The following is a 25,657-nucleotide window of genomic DNA, read 5'->3' as shown; positions in this document are numbered from 1 at the left end:
GAGGGGGGGCAAATAGAGCTATTCTACTAACCACTGCGTCCGACGCCGTCTCTCTTCACCTCGGGATATTCGGTTATGCCCCGATTCATCCCTCCAGTATTCCTGCTGTTGGACAAATGGTAATATCAGTACTTGCTTTAAATAGTTATCTCTTTTCTTAGTATATCCGGGAACACCGATATCGATTTCTTGCTGGGGGATGCCCAAGCCGATTGTTCGGTGCAATCTGTCCCAAACCGAAAAAACAACAGAGTAGTTCGAATCCGTCTCTTTTCTGAAATTAGAGTGATGAATACCGTGCATCCGTGGAGTTACGAAAATAAGGTTCAGTACCCGTTCCAAACGCAATGGAAGGCGCAGGTTTGAATGATGAAAAAAAGTACACATCTGAAATAGGACTTCATAAATCACAAAAGTACTCGCCGATACGCCAATGAGTGCAACTTGAATCGCGCGAAAGAAAGTGGAAAGTGCTACTTCGCCTGGGTGAAAACGGAAACCTGTGGAAACATCAAGGTCGGGATCGATATGGTGTACATTATGAAAGCGCCAAAGGAATGGAATTTTGTGGTTGGCAATATGCCAATAATAGAAGCTCAGGTCCAACAGTAAAAAACCGAATAAAACTTCCCAAAGACCCGTGAGTCTAAACCAGCGCATCACGCCGAACGGCGTGCTGGCAGTCCAGCCGAGAAAAAAACTTGTTGTCGGGCGTATCAGCAGAAAGGCGACAGTAAAGGTAGTAATGGAAACAGCACTATTGACAGTCAGGCGGGAAAGCATGCCTCTTTTGCGCTTCCTGAGGGGAAATATTCTTTCCAAAAAAAACAAAATGAGTGCAAATCCAGCCGCAATGAATATTCCAGTCAATGCTCTTCCTTTTTCAATTTAGAATATACCTACCATAGCAAATTTCATTTGACTTCAAAATCAATTAAAAATTGACTCAAGGTGAATGCATAGTGTAAAAGACACGGGTAATACGTTATAACCATTTGATAGCAATGTAATATTAATTTAATGGAAAAGGAACGATGAGATTAAAAACAGAAATAGAATCCGAATTAACTAGAGCAAGGAAACATCTTGAGGATCTGGAAAAAGAATTTTCCAGTAATGATGATCGTGGCCTTGATCGCTTTATGTTTCTCGGGTCAATAAAACAACTGCTTGAGGGTGCAAATAAAAGAGTATTGGATTTAGAAGAAGAATTAGAGCAATTTACTCAAAGCGGATCTGTACAGAATATGACATCATAATGGGATCTACAGGGAAGTATATTATTAATTTAAGGACTAAGCTTGTGCCTATCCATTCTTTTAATTAAATACAATTTATTCTAAGCAGCATTCATATCCGGAGCCGCTTTCGGCTTCTTTTTATTTTCAAGATAATATAAAACCAATAAGGTGCACCGCTGATATCCTAAAAAACGTAACAATGCGAATTTTACGTAGTGCAATTAAGCCTATCTAAAATAGATAAGATTTATAATAGACCTTAGCAGGCAAACCCTAAGCAATTTTTGAAGGTCTAAATTATGGGAATAAAATTTCTATTTTCATTCAACGGTACTCCAAAAGATCCGGTAATAGAATCAGACAATATAGAAATAAGATATGATGGTGACAGAGGTCAGAGTCTCTGTTTTCGCAAGAAAGAAACCCCCATAACGAAAGAGCTTTTGGAAGAAGCAGTTGAGATGATGCGCTCACTGAACCCAAAGAGCGATGAGATTCATATAAAAACCAAAGAACTCGCTGAAAACGTATCCCTGCTTCCCGAATCCATTACTTCAGTTGTTTATTGGGATAGCTACATTAACAGCTCGAGTGATTTGAGTAAGAAAGCCAGGGAAGAGCTGGCTGAGCAATCCCAAAAGGCGTGTATTGCGCTTTTAAAAAAGCTGCCCAGACATGTAACCAAGGTTGAAATTTGTACTGGCAAAAAATGGAAAGATGCAGATGAAGTGATTAAGGCTATTCCAGCGCATGTTACTTATTTTAAAGTGAATGCGGATGTGATTAAAGACTGTACTTTTGATGAGCTGTTAAAATTTTTTAGCTGTTTCCCTAAGCAAATGCAAGAAATCCACCTTTTAGGTGATATCTGTGATAACAATCTTGCTATTGGAGATAGGGCATTACGTAATTTGATTATCAAGTTGCCACTTTCTGTGAAAACTTTTTCTGTTCCAAGCGGCGACTGTAGTGTTTTCAATCATCAAGAAGAAAAACAAATAAATCTGGATGACTACAGAAAAAAAGAGTATTTCCCTGAAAGCTATTTTGAACTGACGCACTCATCCACGGAAGATTTATTTCATAAAGCGAAAAATCTTTTAAATGATTACACAAAAAATACCAGCAACGTCCCCGGGTTGACTCTATTCGCTACTTTTCATTGGCGGCGGCATCATGTGGATGCAGTCAATCAAATCCTGAAAGATAGTAACTCTCTAGATGATTTGTTGGTGCGTCTCAACCAAATTGAAACGCAAAAGGACTTTAATCCTACAGGTTCCTTAGCGCGCCGCATTCACTATATAAAATATGTGCAATATCAGGAGCAACACAATATGATTGAACAGTCTGACAATCTCAATTCCTTCAATATTTCTTAATTTTGGTGTGTTGGAGTCTGGTTGTTTGCAAGCAGGCTACGTGCGCCTAACATTCTTGAAGCTTTTCTAATTGACTTTCAATGCTAGGTTGGGTGCTGAAGGGAGTAGAAAAGGTTTGAGCCAAGTTAAAATGAGCGGGGTCAAAAAAATAGGCTTCTCGTCTTATATAAATCGGATAATTTTATTATGAAATACATAAAAAAAGAACAGGACAAATATTCCTAATAGAGTCGTTAGCTTCGCTGCATATATAGGACGACCAAATAAAATTAAAGATTTTATCGCCCAGGTAAGGCTTAAATTCCACTAATTTCTTCGTCTACGTACCGCGCTTTATGCGCGGTATCCAGGGGATCTTGCTATAGAAATGCTCAGCGGCATCTTAAAATATCGTTCTGGATACCGCGCATAAAGCGCGGTACGTAGAGAAATTTAAGCGGTACGTAGAGAAATTTAAAATGAAAAACTGACGATCCCTCCGGTTCATATTGCCCCAAAGATTTTATGGTGACTTCTTTTTCCCTGATAAATATGTAATGGTGTAAGTAATCAGATTTCTTGATTAAAATGAGCGGAAAGACTTGTAATTAAATAATTTGGTTTTTGAAAATCTCTATGCCTAAAAAAAATACTGCGTTTGGAAATTCTTTTTTTAAACATCTCATAGAAGAGCAACGGTTTTTAACTAAGCCCGATGCTGCCTTTGAGTGGGATGAGATGCTTGCTGAAAAAGAGACTCGCATAAAAATAAAAAGGGATCCAGACCATCACGTATTCTTTGCTTACATTGAGTTTCGATTTGCATACAGCCATGCCAAACTCTTTGATGTCAAATTAAGGAAGGCAAATTCAAGTGCGGGGGAACATTTAGAAACTCGAGAAACCTTGCAATATTTTGTTAGACAGGATATCAGCAAACACGGTTCTCAAGACGCTCGAATTCATGCTTTTCATCGATGGGTTGATACTGCAATCATGTTAAGGAAAAGACATAATTATGAAGGATATTTTTTAGTGCGCGATACATTAATGGAAATGGATAGAGTGAGCCAATTAACAAAAAATAAGGCTTTTAAACCCTATCTTAAAATGTACAATCAACTAGTAAAAGTCGATGCGACACTCATCGATGAACAATTAAGAGCAGATTATAGCAAAATTCCTCTGAACGATTTTGCAAACCCAGACGGGTTTTCCAAGAGCGGAAAGGCTAGTCCAAACCTTAAAGCATTTTTAGAGGGTAGAAAGTACTTAGAAGCTCATCTTAAAAGGGAAATAAAGGAAGCTCAAGGAGACGCTAAAGTTAAGGCTTTTTGCCGATGGATTGATATAGCAATCGCTCTAAGGAAAAAGCATAATTATGAGGGATATTTTCTGGTGATTACGAATTTGCGCTTGATAGATAGAGTAACTGAAAATGAAGATTTTCCAAGATCTTATCTTAAAACGTACATTAAACTCCTTGAACATGCGGATCCTTCCATCAATTTTGTAAAACTTAGGACTTTATGGAATAAAGATACATCTCCTAATAAATTAAAATCTACTTTCTACTGGTCTAAAGAATTAACGAATCTTAATGAGCAAATTGAGAATGCGTATACTCCTGACATACAAGCGTCCATGCTGCGAGAAAAAAATAAAAAGCTTGCTGATATCGCTAAAGAGCAGCAAAGCTTTGCAGATGGAACGAAGATATATTCGAGTAACATACCGCAGCATTTGGAAATTAAATTTGCACAGATGCAGGAAGATTACAATTATAGTCTAAAAGCAAAAGCAGCCGTTTCAGTTAGTTCTACTATGTAACAATAATAAATCTTTCTATTTCATAGCAAGATATTTAAAAACGATCTGCTCACATAGGCATGGAGGGGTGTTTTCCCTGATGCTATTAGCTGAATTAACTCCATTACGATGAATAGCTGTTTCCTTTAAATCAACTAGAATAAATACAAATAATCAATTTTTCATGGATGATATTATGAAAATGAGACTGGAAATAATTCCTGCAATGCAAATATTAGAATACCCTGCTAATGAGGAAGGTGTCTGTTTTGGCATAGAAAATATGGCGATCCAGGCAGCAGTGAGGGGGAAATTTGACCAATTTCAAAAACGGATGGAATTCATTCATAGTTATGAGGATGATATGTCCTTTTCTAATGATGTAGATCTTGCCGAGACAGTGAGATTAAAGAAACACGAAATATCAAAAAAATTCTGGAAATGGGAATGGAATACTTTAAACGAGAATGAAAAACAATTAGAAGCGAATAAGGCAGACATGTTATGCAGTATTCGCCCTTTTTTTGATGGAATTGAGTCATACATGCAAGGCTACTTATATCCCGAATTGTTTGAGGTTAACCAGGCTCCAAAAAAACAAGATGCTCTAATATCAAGTCAACTTGTTGCTGAAAACTCTAAGGAAATGGAACCATTTGATAAAATAATGGTTGCTCATGATAAAACCTCATTAACAGAATATTTGAATAGGTTATGCTCCCTAAAAAATAATTCCATTGAAGGAATGGCGATAGGGTTAAATGCCTATCAACATGGAATGGCATTGGTTAGAAATAAGGGGCAATGGGCACTCGTTAATCATGATGAAATAATATCCTTTGAAAATAATGAAGCATGTGCGCAGGCTATAATAGAGCGATTATCTGCTAATAATAATGCAGTGTTCTCTATGACCTTTCATCCTGGGCTGTTTACAAAGCCAAAAGAGATAAAGGAGCTAAATCGAGTAGAAGAAAATAAACTATTGGAAATGAATAAGTTAACGGATTCAAAAGGAGTTAATATTTTATCTTTGGCTACAGCCAGAGAGGATTTAAATCTTATCACTTACTTATTGGAGAATGGGGCTGATGTGAACGGGGATGGAGAGAGTCCTTTATTCGTTGCGGCGAGACTAGGTAACGATACATTAGCTGAGCTGTTCTTGAAAAAAAAAGCTGATCCAGATAGTGCCAATAAGGAATCTGAAACCCCCTTATTAAAAGCAGTAAAAAGGGGTGATAACAGGATGGTAGAATTATTATTAAGCTATTATGCTGATATCAATAAGTCGAACAAAGATGAGGAAAGTCCTTTATTGATTGCTGTGAGTAATGGTAATCATTCCCTTGCAGAAATGCTCCTTAAAAATGGGGCATTATTAGAGCTAGAAGATCAAACTAATACGCCCATATTGAAAGCAATAGAAAATGCTGATGTTAAAATGGTAAAATTATTGGTCCAATATGGGGTTGATATCAATCAGCCAAGTTCCATTTTTAATACCACCCCTCTTGAAAAAGCCGTGGAAAATAAAAACCTTGAGATGGTCCAACTACTCATATCGCTTGGTGCTGATCCCTATATTAAAAATATTAGTTCTGATGATGGGAAAGTGAATGCACTCGATCTGTTATTTTCTAATTACACAATGAATAATATGATTATTATGGAAGACAGGATTCTGTATGAATTGATGCCAGAAGATGAAACAGAAAGACGGAATATTCTCAACCAGATCGCTGAACGATTCTCAGAAATGAATCATGACATGGAATTTGTTAATAAAGAAGATTGTGTTAATTATTTTCTGAAGCGAATTTCCATGGCTGAAGAATTTGAAACCAAGTTGAAGAGCAAACTTGTAGATGAGGTATTAAACGAAATAGGTGATGTGGACATAGTGATAAATTCAGTTGAGCCTTCGCTAGATCCAGTGCAAGCCAAAAACAGAGCACCTGAAACAGATAAAATAAACTGCCAAACGCTAAGGCAAACGTTAACCTCATTCAGAGAATCACAAAATAGAGACAAAAACAGTGATGAAGATATAGACAGAAGCAGTGATGAAGATGGAGAGAGCGTGCATCTGTCTTAATAGGGCATTCTAATTAAAAAAGCTACAAAATATCCCTTAAGCGATACGATACTACGGTGTGTGTTCACTCAAATAATGGGCTTTACGGCTGGACTTTTATCTAATATTTAGGGCTCTTTACCCTTTACTATAACGTTACTCAAGAAGGGTACGAGCAGTAAGCAATGAGTTTGGCTATATCTACGGGTCAGGCCCTGAATTTTGAATCGAGTAAAAATTCTGGATGTAAAACCATCATTCAAAATTCAAGGCCTGACCCCATCTACGTTCCACATTTATAATGTCTTGAGTCCTTCCTCAATAATAGAAAGTCCAATTTCCAAATCGTTTACAGCAGTAGAAAGCGGCATGAGAAGACGAACTACATTTCCGTATCCTCCGCAGCTGAGAATTACGAGCCCATGCTCTAAGCAAAATCGTGTTAATTTGTCTGCTGCTACTTTATTGGGTGTCTTTGTGCTTTTATCTTCCACCAGTTCGATCGCTTGCATGACACCTAAACCACGAAAATCACCTACTATTTTATATTTTTCTTTAAATCTAGAAAGCTTGGAATGAAGTACTTTTGAAAGATTGGTGACATGGTTCAAAAGCCGGCCCTCTTCAAAGATTTTGAATACTTCAAGAGCTGCTGCACAACTTAGTGGATTTCCTCCAAAAGTTCCGCCCAACCCGCCTACCATGGCAGCATCCATCATTTCAGCTTTGCCTGTTACAGCAGCGATCACTGTTCCACCACCGAGCCCCTTTGCTGATACTGTAAGGTCAGGCTCCACTCCCATTGTCTCCATTGCAAATAGATTCCCAGTACGCCCAAAACCAGATTGAATTTCATCTGCAATGAAAACAATTTGGTTTGCTGTACAAAATTCACGAAGTTTTTGTAAAAATGGAACTGGAAACTGTATGAATCCCCCCTCGCCTAAAACGGGTTCTAAAATCACTGCGGCGGTATTTTCAACACCCACACGAAAATTAACAAGTTCGGATAAATCATTGAAACATTCTTCGACACAATTTTTTCCCTGCCAACGATACTCATAGGGAATGGGCGCACGATGAATTTCTGAGAGAAATGGACCAAATCCATGCTTGTAGGGTTTATTCTTTGCTGTAAGTGCCATAGCCATGTAAGTGCGGCCATGGTATGCATGATCAAAACAAATCACTGCTTGCTTTCCGGTATAAGCTCGAGCAATTTTAATCGCATTTTCTACAGCTTCAGCCCCTGAATTCAACAGGATTGATTTTTTTTCAAATCGTCCGGGAGTGTGATAATTTAATTTCTCACATACATTGATATAGCCCTCATAAGGAAGAATATTAAAACTCGTATGCATGAATTTTTCCGCTTGAGCTTTAATTGCATTGACTATCGCATCAGGGCAGTGCCCTGTATTTACCACGCCAATTCCAGATGAAAAATCCAAAAATACATTTCCATCTACATCCTCTACAAATGATCCTTTTGCGCGTTCAACAAAGATAGGAGTCGCGTGAAACGGACCCCGTGCCACATGTTTATAACGCTGTTCCATCAATATTTTTGATTTTGGTCCCGGTATTTGTGTTTTAATATTTATTTGATTCATTAGTACCATCCAATTGGTGCATCATCTAGATTAATATTCACTTGCTTGATTTCAAGATAGCTTTCAATTCCATATAAACCTAACTCACGACCTGCCCCACTTTGTTTGTATCCACCCCAAGGCATTTCATTATGGGTTGGATGGTAATGGTTTACCCAAAGAATTCCGGCACGAATTTGAGAGGTCACGCGATGAGCACGAGTAAGGTCCTTAGTCCACACAGCTGCTGCTAGACCATACTCGGTATCGTTAGCAATTTGAACTGCTTCTTCTTCAGTATCAAAAGGGATGACTGCGAGTACCGGACCAAAAATTTCTTCTCGAGCGATGCGCATTACGGGCTTCACCTCATCAAAAATAGTTGGCTCAAAAAAATTTCCTTTTTCAAAAGCTTTACCTGTAGGACGTTTTCCGCCACAGATCAATTTTGCACCTTCATCAATCCCTATCTTGATGTAATGTTCTATTTTTTCACGATGAGCGCGTGAAACCAGTGGGCCCATTTTTACTCCATCATCTAAACCATGACCTAGTTTGATATTTGGGATTTTTTCCAACATTCCAGCCACGATTTTTTTGTGAATAGAACGCTCAACGATTAAGCGGGAGCCAGAAGAACATACCTCGCCTTGATTGGCGAACGCACCAAAAAGAGCACCATCAATTGCCATCTCCAGATCACAGTCTGCAAATACAATATTTGGATTTTTTCCACCCAGTTCTAATGAAATTCGTTTCAAATTTCCCGTTGCGGCCTGCATTATTTTTTTGCCGGTAACGGTTCCGCCGGTAAATGCAACTTTATCCACCATTGAATTGGTTGATAATTCTTCACCTACTCCCACACCAGGGCCCGTAACGAGATTCACTACACCCGCTGGAAATCCACATTGATCAATCAGTTTGAATAACTCAAGTGCCGTTATTGGTGTCAGTTCTGAGGGCTTTAATATTACGGTATTTCCTGCTGCAAGGGCTGGAGCAAGCTTCCAAGCAGCCATAAGTAAGGGGAAATTCCAGGGAATGATTTGTCCGCACACCCCTATAGGTTCACGTACAACATAACTAAAAGAGTTCGCTGGAACCGACATCGTTTCGCCATGAATTTTAGTAGCGAGGCCTGCGTAAAATTCAAAACAATTGGCTGCATCGGTTACATCATATTCAGCTTCTGCCAAAGGTTTTCCACAATTTCGCGTTTCCAGTTCTGCTAACATTTTTGCATTGGCACGGATCAAATCGGCAATCTTGAATAAAAGTTTACTTCGATCAAGCGCTGAGGTTTTTTTCCAATCACCTTCATCAAAAGCTCTTCGCGCAGCCTGGATCGCAATCACAACATCTTCTTTGCTACTTTCTGGAACTTTTGCAATCAATTCCCCATTACCTGGATCAATAATATCGCGAGTGGCTCCGCTTTTGGCTGAAGTAAATTTCCCATCAATATACATTTCATAACGTTTCATTTATTAAGTCCCTTTTATTGAGTGTCATAAGATCATTATAACTCCGACTTTACATTCCTGATTATTTTGATCCTATGATTATATTAAGTTAAAATTTCAAATCAGATTATTTTTGTGAACTATACTTAAAATAAAAAGTGAGGTAATTAAATTTAAACCAATAAAAACTCTGAAGTTAGTTATTAATACCTGTACTTTAAACAATTATCAATAGAGCTCCTATTGAGCTTCTATTTGAAGGGTGATTTATGGATAAATCCGCGACTCAAATAATATATAAAAATAAAATTCTAATTCTTGGATTCGGTAGTATTGGCCAAGCAATATTACCTCTTTTATTCCAATATTTTAAATTGGATCCGTCTCAAATTCACATCCTATCAAAACATAATTTTGGTGCCGATGTGGCACAAAAATATAACGCTTCATTCAAGGAAATTGCGGTTACAGAAAAGAACTATCAAGAACTCTTGTCCTCTATTCTTGAACCTGGTGATTTTTTGTTAAATTTATCAGTAGGCGTATCCAGTATTGATTTAATAAAATATTGCCATTTAAATAAAATCTTATATTTGGATGCCGCCGCTGAATGTTGGGAAGAAAGGTATAGTGATAATAGTCAACTACTTTCTAATTATGCTTTGCGTGATGCTACGCTGCAACTTAAAAAGCACGGGCCTACTGCAGTATTAAGACATGGTGCCAATCCTGGATTAGTATCCCATTTTCTTAAACAAGCCTTATGGAACGTGGCAAAAGATAATAAGTGGGAAGGCGATTTACCACAAAAAGCCGTGGAATGGGCTCAATTGGCTCACGATCTTGATATAAAAACCATACATATTTCTGAACGTGATACGCAAATCTCCTCTCAAGTTAAAAAAGAGAATGAATTTATAAATACATGGTCAGTAGATGCTTTAATTTCTGAAGCGCTTCGACCTGCTGAACTAGGCTGGGGAAGTCATGAGCGGCATTGGCCGCATGATGCAAATCATTATAACTTCGGTTCAAATTGTGGAATATATCTGAGTCAGCCGGGAGCAGAGACCCAAGTCCGTACTTGGACCCCCTCTGGCCCGATTAATGGGTTTTTAATTACTCACACAGAGTCTTTATCTATTGCAGAATATTTAACTTTAAAAAAAGATAATAAAGTGTATTACAGACCAACCGTTCATTATGCTTATCATCCCTGCTCCGATGCTATTTTATCTTTAAAAGAGCTTGTACAAAGAAAATACATCCCGCAAAAAGAAAAACGAATTATTTTAAAAGAAATTATTGATGGAACTGATGAGCTCGGAGTTTTATTAATGGGAAATAAAAAAGGGGCTTATTGGTATGGTTCTCGTCTCTCCATACACGAAGCTAAAAAATTAGCGAACCATAATAATGCTACAAGCTTACAAGTCGCCGCAGGTGTTTTATCGGGTATGATTTGGGCCATTAATAATCCAGAATGTGGAATTATAGAGCCTGAAGATATGGATCATGAGTATATTTTGAGTTTAGCTTTACCCTACCTTGGTAACGTTGGTGGTTATTATACAGATTGGACTCCTCTAAAGGACAAAAATAATTCAAATACAGACCTTGATCAAAGTGATCCTTGGCAGTTTATTAATATTCGAATTAATGAGGCCGGATAAAAATCTTTAAATAGTTCCAAGAAACCTGGAGTTAAGTCATTAACTAAAAGAGAAATCTATTTGTACACAATGCTCCCAGAGTCGTCGTGACTCCTGGAAGCGTAAATTACAGTTAGAGAAATCCCCCTAAATGAATCGAAATTTATTAAAAACATGTTGCTTATTTTTATCAATAACGCTATTTGTAACTTCTCTGTTTCTGCCTGCAGCTGTTATACCTGAGATTGAACGAGGTCTATACCAAATAAACTACGGGTATGAAATTTTTTGCTTCGGCTGGTTGGGTTTAATATCCTGGCAGCCAGCCTGGCTAGCAAACCCATTTTATGTAATGGCTCTACTCACTTATGGCTCCAAAAAGAGCTATGTGTTTGCTTCATTAAGTTTTTTTCTTGCTTTATTTTCCCCTTTTATCTTGGTGGTAAAATTGTTAATCGGTTTTTATATATGGCTTGGCAGCATTGTTATCTTGCTTTATGGAGTTAATTTACATGAAAGGCGTTTGTAATTAAGTAGTAGGATAAATGTGAGACCAAAGCTCAACCTATGTATCATTTAGGTGAGAATGGGGAAATGCCACACTTGCTAGTGATGTTTCTATCTTTAAAATTTAGGTAATTCTACTTTTGTGTCTTTTTCATCTTTAGATTTATCTAATGACCTACCTAAAGTTTGTTTTATTTCTTTAAATTTTGTAACAATGCTCGATAGAGAAGATTGTATCGAAACTTGATCTAATAAATCCGTTGGTGGTAAATCAGGTGAAGATTCTTGCTGGGGTGTGGTTATCTCAAAACATTCTGTTATTTGCGTTTGGAATTGTTGAACGTACATGCGTTTTTCTTTATCAACATGACCCAGATTATTGAGTTCATCTACAACGGATGCTAACAGTTTATGATCAGCGTCGTCTTTAATATAAGAAGGCGTTTCACTTTTTAAAGAATTAAAATCATACTGCCTGTCTTCTGGAGTATCAAATAGAATATATCCTTTTCCTTTTTTTTGCATTACTGATTTATATGGCCAGCCTTTCGCATTCGACCAATCAGATAAAATTAGTCCATGTACCCCCGCCATGCTAAATGAATCAATTTGCCCTGCTGAATTTTGTTTTTTATCTGATGGTTCAAGAAAAGGTGTGGTCACGTGAAGTTCGATATCGTCAGTTAATTCTCCTAGGGGGTTAGAAACTTCGTGTGGTTTTAACCGTATGGATGAACCAAAATCAATCAATGTAACTTTTTTAGTGGTGGGATCAAAAAATATATTTTCTAGTTTTAAATCCAGATGGTATATATTTTTAGCATGTAAATTCAGTACAGCTTGGTTTATTGAATGGATTAATGAAAGCCGCTCTTGAATTGGGAGATCAGGATTACTCGCTAAGTACTTATCAAGGGGTAAACCAGGTGCTTTAGTCGATTTAATATAAACTTTTTGCTTGTCTTCGTCGATAAATAAACCGGCATTTTTATCCCCAGAAGCACGAAGCATCTCATATTCATGTTGAGCGCTTTTTTTTAGTTTCTCCCAAGCCTGCTGTGGAGCTTCTTCACTATAATGATCCAAATGAGGTGCACAAACTTTAATGACACATTCATTGTTTTTTCCTAATGGCTGATAAACATATTGACCCGAGCTATCTTTTTTATAAACTACAGGAAGAACTTTTACCTTATGTCCCAGTGAACCCTCGCCAATCTTATCTTTAACTACTAAATACTCATCGTTAAATTTAACTAACGCATTAGTTAATTGTATTTTTTTGCCTTGAACTTCATATGTTGTTTTTAAAATGGGAATTTCGGTAACGCCTCCACTATGATCAAGTTTTTTGTTGGTTTTGCCCGTGATTGTTTTGGAAATTTTATGGTGTTCTTTCTCAGCATGTTTTTGTTCTTCTTGTGCTATTAACATACCTATAAGTTTTTTTTCAGACTTATTTTTAGGATGAGCAGGATCGATGATGCTAGAACTTTTCAACCCGTTTAAAATTTTTTTCATTCTCATATCAGGCACTAAAAATAAGACAACCATTCTTTAAAATATAGCCGATTCCAGGAAAATTACAGAATAAATAGGTGCTTTAGTGGAAGATTCGAAATAAAATTTGTCTTTTCTCAAGGGATTTATTCTGAACATCCTTTGTTAGTCCTTCATATCCCCTTGTCCTTAATACCTGCAAAGTATCAGGTGCTTGCAAGCTGGATTTACCCGAAACAATGAAACACTGCTATGTGCCGATGAGAAAAATGTGTAATTATGTTAGGGATTATTATTGGAAAAAATTCTTAACTAATAAAGGTATAAACGTTAAGTCAAAGTTCCGCCTCCCTGCGGTTTGGAACACATAGGGATTCAATAGAAAACCCTGATTGCGAGCAACCAGGCTTGTATCTACGAGGAAAAAATGACTGGAAAAATTCTATTTAAACCACTTACTCCTTCCGATCTCGATCTATTATGCAGATGGTTTAAAAAACCACATATTCTGGAATGGTGGAATGATCACCTTACACCAGAGCAAATTAAAGAGAAATATGGAACGCGCCTCGATGATGATGTTGTTTGTCCTTATATTGCTTATTTGAAAAACACGCCGATTGCATTTATTCAATATTATTGGGCGAGTAAAGTAGGAGAGGGATGGTGGCCGAATGAAGATGCAAATACAGTAGGTTTAGATCAATTTATTGGCGAGGAACATTATATCAATAAAGGCTTCGGCACTTTAATGATGAAAGAATTCATTCAATTTTTATTTCAAAACCCGCTTATTAAGAAAATTATTACTGAAGCGGATCCAAATAATTTACGCGCAAAGCGTTGTTATGAAAAAGCGGGATTTCATGAAATAGGTATCATAGACACGCCAGAGGGCAAGTCTATTTTAATGGAAATACTCAAAAAAGATAAATCATAAGCAAACCAGCCTGATTGGTTCCTAACTGTTAAAGCTCAACCTGGGTAAATATCGGGTTTAAAAACAACGATACCGATCATCCTCTTTTATTCAACTATAATAAAAAAGTAGGCAGATGTGCCACGAGTAAATAACGGAGGCAGCTATGCCGCAAGAGAGAGATGAAGAGAATAAAGATTGGCTCATTGAGTTAATGACAGAAACAGGATATCACCCTGATCCAGGAGGAATGTGTTTTGGCGTTGCCAATATGGGTATGCAAGCCATTCTCGCCGAAGAATTCGATCTATTTGAAACCCGTTTTCTAGATCTTATCGAGATTTACAGTGAACGTGTAGGTATTCGCCAGGTTATCGATATGGTGAAAGAAGAACAGGTAAATCCTACGAAGCAATTACAAGATGATGCAAAAAAATCGTTAATCACCACTTTAAACCTTGAAGACAAACTTCGCGAAATGAGGAAAGAATGGAGGGTTCATTTACTTCAAGTAGAAAAGATTGATTTCGCTAAATTAAAAGGGGAGCTCACCAACAAAGAAAATGAATTTTTATACGCTATTTTTTTAGACCAACAATTAGAAAACTGTAGGAATGAATTAGAAAAACTTAATATAGAGCTTACCAACCCAGAAGGTGATTATCTGGCATTTTTTGAAGGAGTGGAAATATATCAGCGACCTGGGTTGCACCGTCCTCTATTTGAAAAAGCAACGCAACTAAAGCAAGATACGCTACTCAGTGCTCCTCTTGTTCTTTCCAAAAAACTTGAGCAAAGTGGAGGCATCAGCAGAATAAGCACTTTCATCGGTGCCTATAATTCTGATGAGTTATTTAAATATTTCTCTACGCTTAAAAATGAATTGCAGGGAAGCAAAAAACCTATTGTCTTTATTCTTGGTAGTGCTGATCATGCCATTACAGTTGGATATGATCCGGCGGTGGATCAATGGCAATTTGTTAATAGTGGTCGTGAACCTGAACGTATCCCGGGGAATAATGTGCAAGAAATATCCCAGAGAGTTTTTAATGCATTTTCGACCGGCAGTCAGTGTGCCTTTGCAACCAGTGTTTATTGTAATAAAGCGAATGAGGAAGACTTTAAAACCCGTATGACTGCATGGGAAAAGCAACCTGAATTTCAAGAAATCCATAAAATCGATGCACAAAAAGCCAAACTGGCAGGCTCAAATTTGCTTCTCCTTGCTGCATCAGATAATGATCCCGTCATGGTTAAAAATCTTATAAAAGAGGGCGTTAATCCTGAGCTCGTAGCAGATGAAAAAGGGAATACGCCGATGTTAACTGCTGTGTGCTATAACCACATCGATGTTTTAAAAGAATTGCTTGCATGCCCAATCAAAATAACTTTGTCATTGGATGTTCAAGTTGATTCTTTGTATAAATTTGCTCGTGATGCTCAGGTAGATGAACACGTCATGGATGAATTAATTAAGAAAAAAATTGCCTTGGGTCAACCCAATGATTCCTCAGCGGTTTCTGTAACACTGCATGAACTGGCAACTGTGTTGGGTCATACTGAAATAAGTAATTTACTGGAGCAATATGAACAAAATAAACCGGCAAAAACAAGTTCTGATCCTTTCGCTTTTTTTAAGTCTGAAGAGTATCTAAGTAAACGGCCAGCGGTTGATACATCGAATCCTGAAGAGAAACCTGTTAGTCCTAATCCTTTTGATCAGCATCATTAGGAAAGCTACAAATCTAGAAAAAGGAGGAATCTAGCGAGAATTGATTCGTGCCAAACAATCATTTCGGTGTGACTCAATATTTTCTAGAAGAAATTAGTGCAACATTATAAAATGTAGCGATGTAGAACAACCGAGTCCTTTGGAAACAAAAATGATTTCAATGTTTGCAATCCCCAATTGTGATACCGTAAAAAAAGCGCGTACCTTCTTAGAGAAAAATAGAATTAATTATGAGTTTATCGATTTCAAAAAATCCCCACCAACAAAAGAACACATAAAAGCATGGAGTGATTATTTAGGTGAGCTTCCTATCAACAAAAAAGGAACGACGTACCGAAAATATAAAGACCATTATGAATCGTTGACCCCGTCGGAAAAAATAGATTTTATTATCGCAAATACTTCACTCATCAAGAGGCCTATTTTGGTAAAAAACGGCAAAACAATCGCAATGGGTTTTAACGAAGATCAATATAAAGAATTCATAACAAACTCTTAATGTTGGGTCAAAACGATCTGAGGTATCGTCAGTTTTTCATTTAAAATTTCTCTACGTACCGCGCTTTATGCGCGGTATCCAGACGATCGTTTGAGATACTGCTGAGTTTCTCTAAAGCAAAGTCCCCTAGATACCGCGCATAAAGCGCGGTACGTAGGCGAAAAAATTATTGGAGGCTCTTATAAAAAAGTGACGATACCTCAGGTCAAAACGATCCAACCTATCTTATGATTTTAATGAATGAGTAGTTTTTCAGGAAAAGAAATCAGATTATTTTTTATCTGTTATTTTGCTTGTTTATTTTTCAGTTTTTTAAATTTATCATGTACCACTTAAGTTTCTCTACGTACCGCTTAAATTTCTCTACGTACTGCTTCCTACGTACCGCGCTTTATGCGCGGTATCCAGAACGATATTTTAAGATGCCGCTGAGCATTTCTATAGCAAGATCCCCTGGATACCGCGCATAAAGCGCGGTACGTAGACGAGAAATTAAGCGCGGTAGGTAGGCGAAAAATTTAGTGGAGGTTTCTCAAAACTGACGATACCGCAGGTAAACAGACCCTGAACGATCGTCAGTTTTTAAATTTATCATGTACCACTTAAGTTTCTCTACGTACTGCTTTAAATTTCTCTACGTACCGCGCTTTATGCCTGATAGATGGTCACTTATTGTGACCATCTATCAGGGCTTGTCCGCGGGATCCAGAATCTGTTCCCTAAAACACTGGATTCCTACGAGCAAGTCGTGGGGGCGAGGTGTATCTACTCTTTATACTTTGATCGGGTTCTGAGATAAACTAAGTAACTTTTATACATATTTTAAAAAATTAGTGCATTGCGCATGGCATAATAAAGTGCTTGGTATATAATGCGCAAAGTGTTTATATTTTGTTGAGATTATTATGCGATCTATTTTCGATGGACAATATGTTTTTTATTATGATTTTCCAACTCATGCTGATTTAAGTTTGAGTCCTCCTCTACCTCCATCCCAAGAGACATATCCTATAGTGACCTCAGACGAGGACGATTATACCGTTGAACAGAAACGCTTCGCTGAGTATGTAAAGAAAATAAAAGTTCAATGTGACGATAAAATGGCATGGATGATGAGTGCAGTTCCCGCTGCACTGGAAGAATTAGAAGATGTGATTTCTCTGAGACAATTATGTGAGTATTTTAATACCAGTGCATATTGGAAAAAGAATGGTGATTGGCCACATGATGTAACTGAAGAACAACTAAGAGCATTTAACATCGAAGTTCTAAGAACGTGGCTCTTTCAGAAAACCGCGCAGCATTTTTATGCTCAGAATCAAGAGACCCTTCCCAGTTTAAATGAATATAAAATGCAACTGGCCTTGAATCTGGAGCAATTGAAGCAAGAATTATTCGCTTTAGATGCCCTCTATTTAATGAAAGCAAACCTTAATACATACTTGGTTAACTTTTGGCACATCTTTAACCCGGGTAGTAGCCCCAATAAATTCGATGTTTTTAATGTTTCTGTTATTGCAAAGAGCCTCCATGAAAAAGAGTTAATTCCAGATGACATCCAACTTACTGTTTATGCGAATAATTTTGAACATTGGCAACACATGCATCAAAGGTTAATTAATGAAATAATTGTTCATATAAATTGTTCTATCCTTGATGAGTTGAAAAAAAAATGTGCCGAATATGACTCTAACCTACCCTTCGAAGAGGTGTATAAAACATACTGGCCTACCCCAAGGCGTCTTGATGACAATACCCCGCCATTACGCTCAATTTCTGAGATAAATGAGTTTATGGAAAAAATAGTTCTTGCCGGACACCAACGAAAAAGAATGATTGAAGAAAAGAGGAACGAGTGGCACGGTTCACCAGCCGGCTTTGATGTTGCAATGGAGCGAGTCCAATCTTTATTGAGCTCCAAACAAGCAACTAATGAAGAGTTTATGCAAATACTTACGGAGCAATTGAAAAAAATTGCAGACGAAGACGATGTTATCGCCTCACTTTCATTGGTAAATACAAACCCTATACAAATCGTAAGCCAGGTGCTGCAGCACGAACGGGTTGATGATGTCGCCACGTTAGCTCCTGTGATCGTTCGTGATATTCAGCATGTGATCGAGCATATGCCTGATAAGCCTACCTCACTAGATCATACTAAGAATGTTGAGGCATTGGACCAGTTTGTGGTGAGTGTTCGCTCGGCATGTAATCGTGCAGCGCTTATCGATCTTTATGATCGTTTGGAGCGGATTACAAATAAGGAAATAGCTGAAAAAATGATTGGCAATTGGGATGTGATTGGAACCGATATTCGCGATAGTGCGCGCATGATGACGGAGTCTGATAAACTTCGAATTGTCGCATATGCGCAAGGGAAAATGACAAAACAGGAATACGATGAGGAAATGTCCAAATTAAGGGTAAAACTTGAACGAGGTGAGGTCACGGCTCAAGAAGAAGTAGTGATTAAAATGTTTCCTAAGCTAAAGCAGGCACTGACTCGGCTACCGAAAGAATATTTGCAGGACTTTTCTCTTGTGTTAAAGAAAGCATTCGTACACCAGCAAATTACCCACCCCGAAAAATTCCTCCAGAATCCTCATGAAGCCGCTGTTTTCTCCGCCCTTGCCCTAGACTCTAGCAAAATTAAAATGAATAAAGAGCTTGTCCAGCAAAAAATCAAGCATGTGATACAAAACGCAGTGCTCAATGGCCAGGCAGAAAATGAGATCCCTACATTAAAAGAGTTGCAAGATCAGATCGAACTGATGGCTTTGAAGGAAAAAATTATTGCTGCCGGTGGTGAGCCTTCTTTAGCCCCTCTGATTCACGTAGTGACCCAAGCAAGACAAGAACTTATTGCAACAGCAACTCTTTTGTTAGAGCAAGAATATGAGAAATGCAAAAAGGAACTGAGTGACTCTAATGAAAATATTCCTCAACACATTGACAGTGCTTTGAAGCGATCAAAAAGTAAATTGTTGCGCTCTCTTAGTCGTTTTATCGATCAAAAAATTAAAGACAACAAAGAGAGTCTGGCCGGATTAACCGATCAGTATGATACAATAAAAGAGCTTATTTCACCTCTCAGTAAACAGTCTGGAAGTAAAATGCATGCACAGTTGTTAGGTGATGTTAAAAAGGAGATCGAATTTTTTAATCAGTGGGGCGATCCCATTCAGTATGAAAACATTCAAGGATTTATTGGGGGCAGTGATGAGGTCTTGGGAGATGGAGCGTGTCAAGCAAATACTTATAGGTTAATTACCCGAGAAATGACCAGTTTAGGTAGAAATCAAGTCCTCTCCGATTCTCAATGGAAAGCGGAAGTGAAAATCTCGCCGCAAGATCGCTTCAATCAAGCTTTGTATCAAGTACGCTTAGGAGATGAAACGAACAATGGCTTATCCCAGGCAGTGCTAAAACGGCTTCATCTTAAGAAAATTCAAAAACTAGATGAAGCGTTGTATTTTGCAGATGAACCCGCATTGAGTTCGGACGCCATTTATCAAGTTCTGTTTCAAGCAGTTACTCGGCAACAGATGTCAAAATTAAAAAATTATGGAATTGTAAAACTATCCATTGGGCACCACTCAATAAAAAAAGATAGAACCGAAGATACAGAGCATGAATCATGGGGGCATGCAATTTATTTGCGTTATGATCCAAAGAGAAAAACCGCTTATTTTTATGATCCCAATCATGGGCGTAGTATTAATTTTTACACCTGGAAAAAATTAGAGAATGATATTGAGTTTAAAAAGATGGGGCATAAAGAACAGGATGAGGCGGTTCTCAATTACATGCTTTTGTGTTTCTCGCAAATGATTGTGAATGATTTTAATGATATCAACCTCCTAAGATGTTATGAAATGGAAATGGATTTTAGTTTACTCGATAAACTATTTTCTGCCGGTAATACATTCATTGGCGGGTTAAATAATTTCTTCAAAAAACAAAAGGAAAAAGAGCCTGAAAGGGATATAGGAAGTCTGACTGAAAAACTTAACAACCCATAGTCTGCAGTCTGGTTGCGCTGCAACCAGGATTTGCTTGAAATGTGCATTTTATGAACAAAAGAGACACCATATACTATACTTTACTATGGCTAACAAAGTATTAAGGTGTTTAAAATGCTTTCCCAACAAGTAGCTGCGGAGTTGCTGAGAAAATATGGAAAGGATTTAGAAAATTTACAAAAAATTACACGTGGTACTTCTCTAGGATTAAGAAGTGATAGTCAATTTATTCCCGAATTGCTAAAAGCATTAGATTGCATAGCAAATGGAAAAGCTTTTGAACCTACTAGCTATATGACAGGTATAAGTAGTATGGGAAAGGCAAATAGCGATCCTCAAAAAGCTGTGCCCGCTCTTGTAGATTTTTTTGATGATAGATTTATAAACACATATTTTGGGGATACTAATAAGGCAAATATAGAAAACGATTTTCCTGGGGTGAATCTTGATAAGCTAAAAACAAACATAGTTAATTTTCGACAAGAGATAAGGGAGTACATTGCTGCCGCTAAAGCTGAAAAAAGTGATACAGTACAAAAATCAAAAGTGATTGCTTCAGAATTGGGGGCGTCACATGTCGAGTTCAGAGTTAAAAACTTTAATCCACATGATCCATCGCATAATGCCAGGCAACCGCTGGAGACTATTCAATTTGAATTTCGTACGCTACAAGAGCGAGACGCTTTTTACGAGAGGATAAAGAACGTTTCTCCTTCAGCGGTTACAAGAGATCTAACAGCTACAAAGAGAGACATACAAGGCAACGCTATACCGATTGTTCTGGTAAAGCCTGAGGCTATAAAAAGTATTGATGCTGCTCTTTTTCCAAGAGAGCCTCCAAAATTATCGCGAGCGGAGTTCATTGAAACGACGAGAAGTTTAATTAGTGCTGGCATTTTTAGTGGTAGATCATCAAGGCTTGAAGAGTCGCTTAAGACAATATGTGAGGCTCTTGAAACGGGTCAATTAATCGATGGAAGGCAGATTAATGCGCAAGTAAGTGGTGGATGGATGGCTTCAGGCCAACAAAAAACTGCATCGGGTATGATATACGCTGAGGAGGCATGGGCTTTCTTATTTCAGGAAATGGGAGCGCTGGGCAATTCTGTATATAAGGAAGGAATCAGAGGTAGGCTTGAGGAACACTTTAGCAAACAGAAATATCCTGTAGAAGTTAGGCGTCTGTGGTTCGATGTTTTTGCCGACCAAGAAGGATACAAAAAAAGTTCTACATACGCCAACCTTGAAGATTTTATCTCAGATCGCCCTGGGCATCAGGCTACAGTTGGACAACCAAGCATAAATGTTCCACAATCTCCAATGGACCCACCAAGTGTTCCACAACCAAGTACAGTGGTTCATCCGTCTCCGTCTATCCCCCAGCCATTAGGCACAATGGCACCCCAATCTACCTCATCTCCTCTAACTGAAGTATTAAAATCAGTGGAGTCTCAAACTGGTAAATTTTCAAAGTATCAAACCACAGCAGGATCTGGAGAAAACATCCCCTTTACAAGTAAACCTGCACAACAATTTCTACATGGATTAGGGGTTAAAAATGAAATTGCACCATTGTCTAAAAAAGCCGATGGAAAACCTCTCCCAGAGCAAGGTAATCAAGATGTTACCGTCAAAAGTTTTGATCCAGAATCACAAGCTAGCTTAGTGATCTCTGGCGCCCGTATTGATCGTTTACGAAAAAGTGCCAAGACCTATGTCAATACAGATATCTTCCCTAAAGGACATTTTAAGGAAATCGTAACTCCAGGAACACTAAAAGAACAAACAAAAGAGGAATCACCCAAAACAGGGGTGCATTTACAAAATATGGCTGTGGGGGTGTGCCATGTGCAAGAGATTGATTTATTAGCTACACCAATCCTAACTTCAGATGGTAAAGCAATCTTAGGACCAAGAACTGGAACAATTAATGTTGATGATCCAGCGTTACTTTTGCTTTCTACCCCAGCTCTAAATTTGGCATACGGCAGCGGCAATAGTTTAACAAAAGAAGAACAAGAAAAATATATCGAAAGTATGTACCGTACCTTATTTCATGCTGCAGTCAGTGAGGGACGACAATACATCGCATTGCCTGCAGCTGGCCTAGGCGTTTTTGGTGGTGATCCCGAAACCTATTTCAAATCATTAATGAAGATTGCTAAAGAATTCCCTCAACTAAATATCATTTATAATCCAGGAGATCCTAAAAATGCTCCTTTATTTGATACCGTCTTAAATAAATACAAGCCAACAAATATAGTGCGCACGGATAGGGATGTTTTAATTGTTGCTCATGAATTAACCCAACAAGATAAACCTTGCGCCTTCCATAACCCAAGTGATGCAGATGTCGTTCTTGGAATTTATGATGTTGGTGAATATTGGAAAAATGGAAAAGGGAGTAGATATGTTGGTGAAGAACACATAGGAGCAATGTCTACAGCCCCGCTTAATAGTCGACATTTAAATCCTAAAGCTTACGAGAATGTTGTGGAACACTCATTTCTCCAAAAACCAATCCATACTCTTGTTGAAGAAAAAAAACATAATGCATTTATTCAACATTTTATCCAACATCATGCTCCTGGAGTTGAAAGAGAGCCACTGATAGAAAAAGGTGGAGTTAAAATTGAATTTAAAAATCAAAGATACCTTGATAACTTTAAAGCCTTATACAGCGAATATATGAATGGGGCAATGGAGAGGAATGGAAAGGCAGGAAAAGCTTATCTTACGCTACCTATTGCGCAAGTTGAAGCAATGGAAAATGGAGTATTGAAAGGCAGGTATCAGCATTATGCAACATCGAATAATGAAAATAGAGAGGTTGTTTCAGTGGCTACATGTGACAATTTAGATCAAAGCTTTAAATCAAGATATAAGCAACGCCAGGGAGATTTTTTAAAAAGTACGATTCTCAAAGATTTCTATGAGGATTTAGAAAATGCTGAGACAGCAAAAGATGTAAATGATGTTGTTAATCGATATAAAGCAGATGGTCGATATGATATTCTCGCCAAGGCCCAAAATACAACAATGCAGGTTTTGGGTATGACCACATCCTCTGTAACAGCTTTTGAAACCCTAAGAACGGAACGGTTGGCCGACATTGACAAAGCACAAAGGGCGCAAGTAGCATAATGTTGGGCGACGCCCTACCTACGCATGGGTTCGAAGTGGTAATTAATTCTGCTTGCATGCAACGAAATTTTCTACGCATCGCTTAAAAAACCAATCCAGCTTTTATTCCAATCTCCCGCGGCTTGTCCCTGAACGATCGTCAGTTTTTTAAATTTATCATGTACCACTTAAGTTTCTCTACGTACCGCTTAAATTTCTCTACGTACTGCTTTCCTACGTACCGCGCTTTATGCGCGGTATCCAGAACGATATTTTAAGATGCCGCTGAGCATTTCTATAGCAAGATCCCCTGGATACCGCGCATAAAGCGCGGTACGTAGACGAAGAAATTAAGCGCGGTAGGTAGGCAAAAAATTTAGTGGAGGTTTCTCAAAAATGACGATACCTCAGGTAAACAGACCCTGAACGATCGTCAGTTTTTTGAATTTATCATGTACCACTTAAGTTTCTCTACGTACTGCTTTAAATTTCTCTACGTACCGCGCTTTATGTCTGAGAGATGGTCACTTTTTGTGACCATCTCTCAGGGCTTGTGCGCGGGATCCAGGGGATCTATGCTAAACACTGGACCCCGCGGACAAGTCGTGGGGCCGGGGCGTAGGCAGATAGGTGAGACAGTTGCATGCACCCAGACTGTTGCTTTAATGATTTTAGTGAGTTACAAACAATGTTTATTGGGATTTCTCTTCATACACAGGTTGGCGAAATAGTATCTTAAATCGGATACGAAAATATCCCCTTCATTTTCCATCACAAATATTCGTTCAGGTTGCAACTCCAGATAATTGGATGCCTTTAAAATAGAGTAATAAACTGCTCCTGCATAGGAGAAAATCCATTTGTCTAAAAAGGGCAGAATCATCTCGGGATCATTAGAATAAAATCGTTGATAAATATCGGCAATTAATTCCTTTCTCATCTCGAAATTACTTTTGAAATAAAGATTGTTTCGATCTTGGCGATACAGCGTAAATGGAGTTTTATCAGGATTGCTTTTTAAACCCGCATTAAGGTTCATTGATATAATAACTCCTTTGGCATTTTCAATCTGTAATGTTGTAGCATTGAATAAATTGTATCCATTGTATTCTTGCAGATAGGCTTTTAAATAATCAACGGCTTTATCTGTTAATGGATCAAAATAACTTTGAATCGAAAAACTTACCGCATATTGTTCTGGGCTATCCTGATCATAGCCACAATGGACATAAGTGTTGTAGGTAAACAGGTTGGGAGAAATTTTTTTTGAAAATACCTGATCGATTTTATCTCCCACCTCTTCGCAACTGAGCTTCAATCCTGCAACATTACCGCTGACGCGAACGATTTGAGTTGGAAAATCAACGGTTCTGTGGAGCATTTGCTTCAGATCAGGCATTTCCTGTTCGTTACTATAATGCCTGATTACGGTATTTTTATTCTTCGGCAAGGGGGAAAAAATGAGACCTTCTGCACTGTTGTCAGAATAAGCAAAAGCAAGAAGGGGGGATAAAAACAAAGCGCCTATAAAATAGTTTATTTTCATAACAAACTCCTTTTTTAATTAATCTGAATTCCATTCAAATGATTATTCGATTAGAGAATTGTTGTGTCATTCCTCTAATCTGATGTGCACCATATATCTTATCTGGTTTGCAGAGCAGATCCTATGGATACTATAAATACAAACCATACTGACGAAAATTGCAGCGGGGAATCATTGAAGTGGGAGGGGCCCTGGTTGCAAGCACCAGGTTATAGCGTATTGATTATGTAAGAAGGTGTGTGCGGTCAAAATAAACTTCATTTCTGCTAATCAGGTTGTTTTCGATTTCAACAATATCAAGTCCAAAGAGAATCAGTTCACTATCATTTTTGGGAAATGTTGCTTGCCACTTTAAGGTAAAACCTTTTAATGTGGGGATGAGTTCTACTGCGTGCCATTTCCAGTCAGGATTCTTTGCAAGGAGTTTGTTAAAGTATTGAGACAGTCTTTCTTTTCCATGAATCCCGTCTTTCATAACTGGATCCAAATAAAAGGTGTCTTCACTATAAAAAGACAGCAGATGCTCCACTGCTTCTACTCCACCGGTCCATGACGGCAGCCACTTACTACAAAACATTTCTGCATCGTTTAACTCCATGGAAACTCCACTC

At 38.0% G+C, this 25,657-nt stretch carries 17 protein-coding genes; 11 read left to right on the top strand and 6 right to left on the bottom strand.

What is annotated here, in order from left to right; translation table 11 throughout:
• Positions 1-18: 18 nt before the first annotated feature.
• Positions 19-870 (bottom strand): sterol desaturase family protein, encoded by an 852-nt coding sequence (locus LXO92_RS01080; protein ID WP_232890194.1) that lies wholly within the window; start codon positions 868-870, stop codon positions 19-21.
• Between the two features lie 164 nt (positions 871-1,034).
• Here LXO92_RS01080 and LXO92_RS01075 point away from each other — a divergent pair, with 164 nt between their 5' ends.
• The 4 genes from LXO92_RS01075 (at position 1,035) to LXO92_RS01060 (ending at position 6,509) form a co-directional block, all read left to right on the top strand.
• Positions 1,035-1,259 (top strand): hypothetical protein, encoded by a 225-nt coding sequence (locus LXO92_RS01075; protein ID WP_182350909.1) that lies wholly within the window; start codon positions 1,035-1,037, stop codon positions 1,257-1,259.
• 281 nt (positions 1,260-1,540) lie between these two features.
• On the top strand, positions 1,541-2,623 hold the full coding sequence (locus LXO92_RS01070; protein WP_232890192.1) for a DUF5617 domain-containing protein: 1,083 nt from the start codon (positions 1,541-1,543) through the stop codon (positions 2,621-2,623).
• A 615-nt stretch (positions 2,624-3,238) separates the two neighbouring features.
• Complete coding sequence (locus tag LXO92_RS01065) at positions 3,239-4,432, top strand: RasGEF domain-containing protein (protein ID WP_182350907.1); 1,194 nt, start codon at positions 3,239-3,241, stop codon at positions 4,430-4,432.
• 175 nt (positions 4,433-4,607) lie between these two features.
• Positions 4,608-6,509 (top strand): ankyrin repeat domain-containing protein, encoded by a 1,902-nt coding sequence (locus LXO92_RS01060; protein ID WP_232890191.1) that lies wholly within the window; start codon positions 4,608-4,610, stop codon positions 6,507-6,509.
• A gap of 275 nt (positions 6,510-6,784) precedes the next feature.
• Here the strand turns inward: LXO92_RS01060 and LXO92_RS01055 are convergent, their stop codons facing one another.
• Together LXO92_RS01055 and LXO92_RS01050 are read right to left on the bottom strand one after the other, a co-directional pair.
• Positions 6,785-8,101: an aspartate aminotransferase family protein gene (locus LXO92_RS01055; RefSeq protein WP_232890189.1), complete on the bottom strand. Its 1,317-nt coding sequence runs from the start codon at positions 8,099-8,101 to the stop codon at positions 6,785-6,787.
• Positions 8,101-9,567 carry an aldehyde dehydrogenase family protein gene (locus tag LXO92_RS01050; RefSeq protein WP_232890188.1) on the bottom strand — a complete coding sequence of 489 codons (1,467 nt, stop codon included), beginning with the start codon at positions 9,565-9,567 and terminating at the stop codon, positions 8,101-8,103. Before LXO92_RS01050 ends, LXO92_RS01055 begins: the two co-directional genes overlap by 1 nt.
• Before the next feature lie 248 nt (positions 9,568-9,815).
• On the opposite strand from LXO92_RS01050, the gene LXO92_RS01045 reads away from it, so the two are divergent.
• The gene (locus tag LXO92_RS01045; RefSeq protein WP_232890187.1) at positions 9,816-11,219 is read left to right on the top strand and encodes a saccharopine dehydrogenase C-terminal domain-containing protein; all 1,404 of its coding nucleotides are present in this window, start codon (positions 9,816-9,818) and stop codon (positions 11,217-11,219) included.
• Between the two features lie 130 nt (positions 11,220-11,349).
• Positions 11,350-11,727 (top strand): hypothetical protein, encoded by a 378-nt coding sequence (locus LXO92_RS01040; protein ID WP_182350902.1) that lies wholly within the window; start codon positions 11,350-11,352, stop codon positions 11,725-11,727.
• Positions 11,728-11,822: 95 nt separating this feature from the next.
• Here the strand turns inward: LXO92_RS01040 and LXO92_RS01035 are convergent, their stop codons facing one another.
• Positions 11,823-13,226 (bottom strand): protein kinase domain-containing protein, encoded by a 1,404-nt coding sequence (locus LXO92_RS01035; RefSeq protein ID WP_182350901.1) that lies wholly within the window; start codon positions 13,224-13,226, stop codon positions 11,823-11,825.
• Positions 13,227-13,632: 406 nt separating this feature from the next.
• Here LXO92_RS01035 and LXO92_RS01030 point away from each other — a divergent pair, with 406 nt between their 5' ends.
• From LXO92_RS01030 to LXO92_RS01010, 5 genes are all read left to right on the top strand, one after another.
• Positions 13,633-14,145: a GNAT family N-acetyltransferase gene (locus tag LXO92_RS01030; RefSeq protein WP_232890186.1), complete on the top strand. Its 513-nt coding sequence runs from the start codon at positions 13,633-13,635 to the stop codon at positions 14,143-14,145.
• Between the two features lie 145 nt (positions 14,146-14,290).
• On the top strand, positions 14,291-15,856 hold the full coding sequence (locus LXO92_RS01025; RefSeq protein ID WP_232890184.1) for an ankyrin repeat domain-containing protein: 1,566 nt from the start codon (positions 14,291-14,293) through the stop codon (positions 15,854-15,856).
• A 151-nt stretch (positions 15,857-16,007) separates the two neighbouring features.
• Complete coding sequence (locus LXO92_RS01020) at positions 16,008-16,355, top strand: arsenate reductase family protein (RefSeq protein ID WP_232890183.1); 348 nt, start codon at positions 16,008-16,010, stop codon at positions 16,353-16,355.
• 905 nt (positions 16,356-17,260) lie between these two features.
• Complete coding sequence (locus tag LXO92_RS01015) at positions 17,261-20,377, top strand: hypothetical protein (RefSeq protein ID WP_232890182.1); 3,117 nt, start codon at positions 17,261-17,263, stop codon at positions 20,375-20,377.
• Between the two features lie 114 nt (positions 20,378-20,491).
• On the top strand, positions 20,492-23,521 hold the full coding sequence (locus LXO92_RS01010; RefSeq protein WP_232890180.1) for a hypothetical protein: 3,030 nt from the start codon (positions 20,492-20,494) through the stop codon (positions 23,519-23,521).
• 658 nt (positions 23,522-24,179) lie between these two features.
• Here LXO92_RS01010 and LXO92_RS01005 read toward each other — a convergent pair.
• Positions 24,180-25,046: an Lpg0189 family type II secretion system effector gene (locus LXO92_RS01005; RefSeq protein ID WP_182350895.1), complete on the bottom strand. Its 867-nt coding sequence runs from the start codon at positions 25,044-25,046 to the stop codon at positions 24,180-24,182.
• A gap of 223 nt (positions 25,047-25,269) precedes the next feature.
• Positions 25,270-25,644, bottom strand: coding sequence for a nuclear transport factor 2 family protein (locus LXO92_RS01000; protein WP_182350894.1), 375 nt, complete (start codon positions 25,642-25,644; stop codon positions 25,270-25,272).
• Positions 25,645-25,657: the final 13 nt, after the last annotated feature.

Origin of the sequence: Legionella resiliens, assembly GCF_021344005.1 — a bacterium.
GTDB classification, from domain to species: Bacteria; Pseudomonadota; Gammaproteobacteria; order Legionellales; family Legionellaceae; genus Legionella; species Legionella resiliens.
This window is presented reverse-complemented; position numbering and strand designations above follow the sequence as displayed.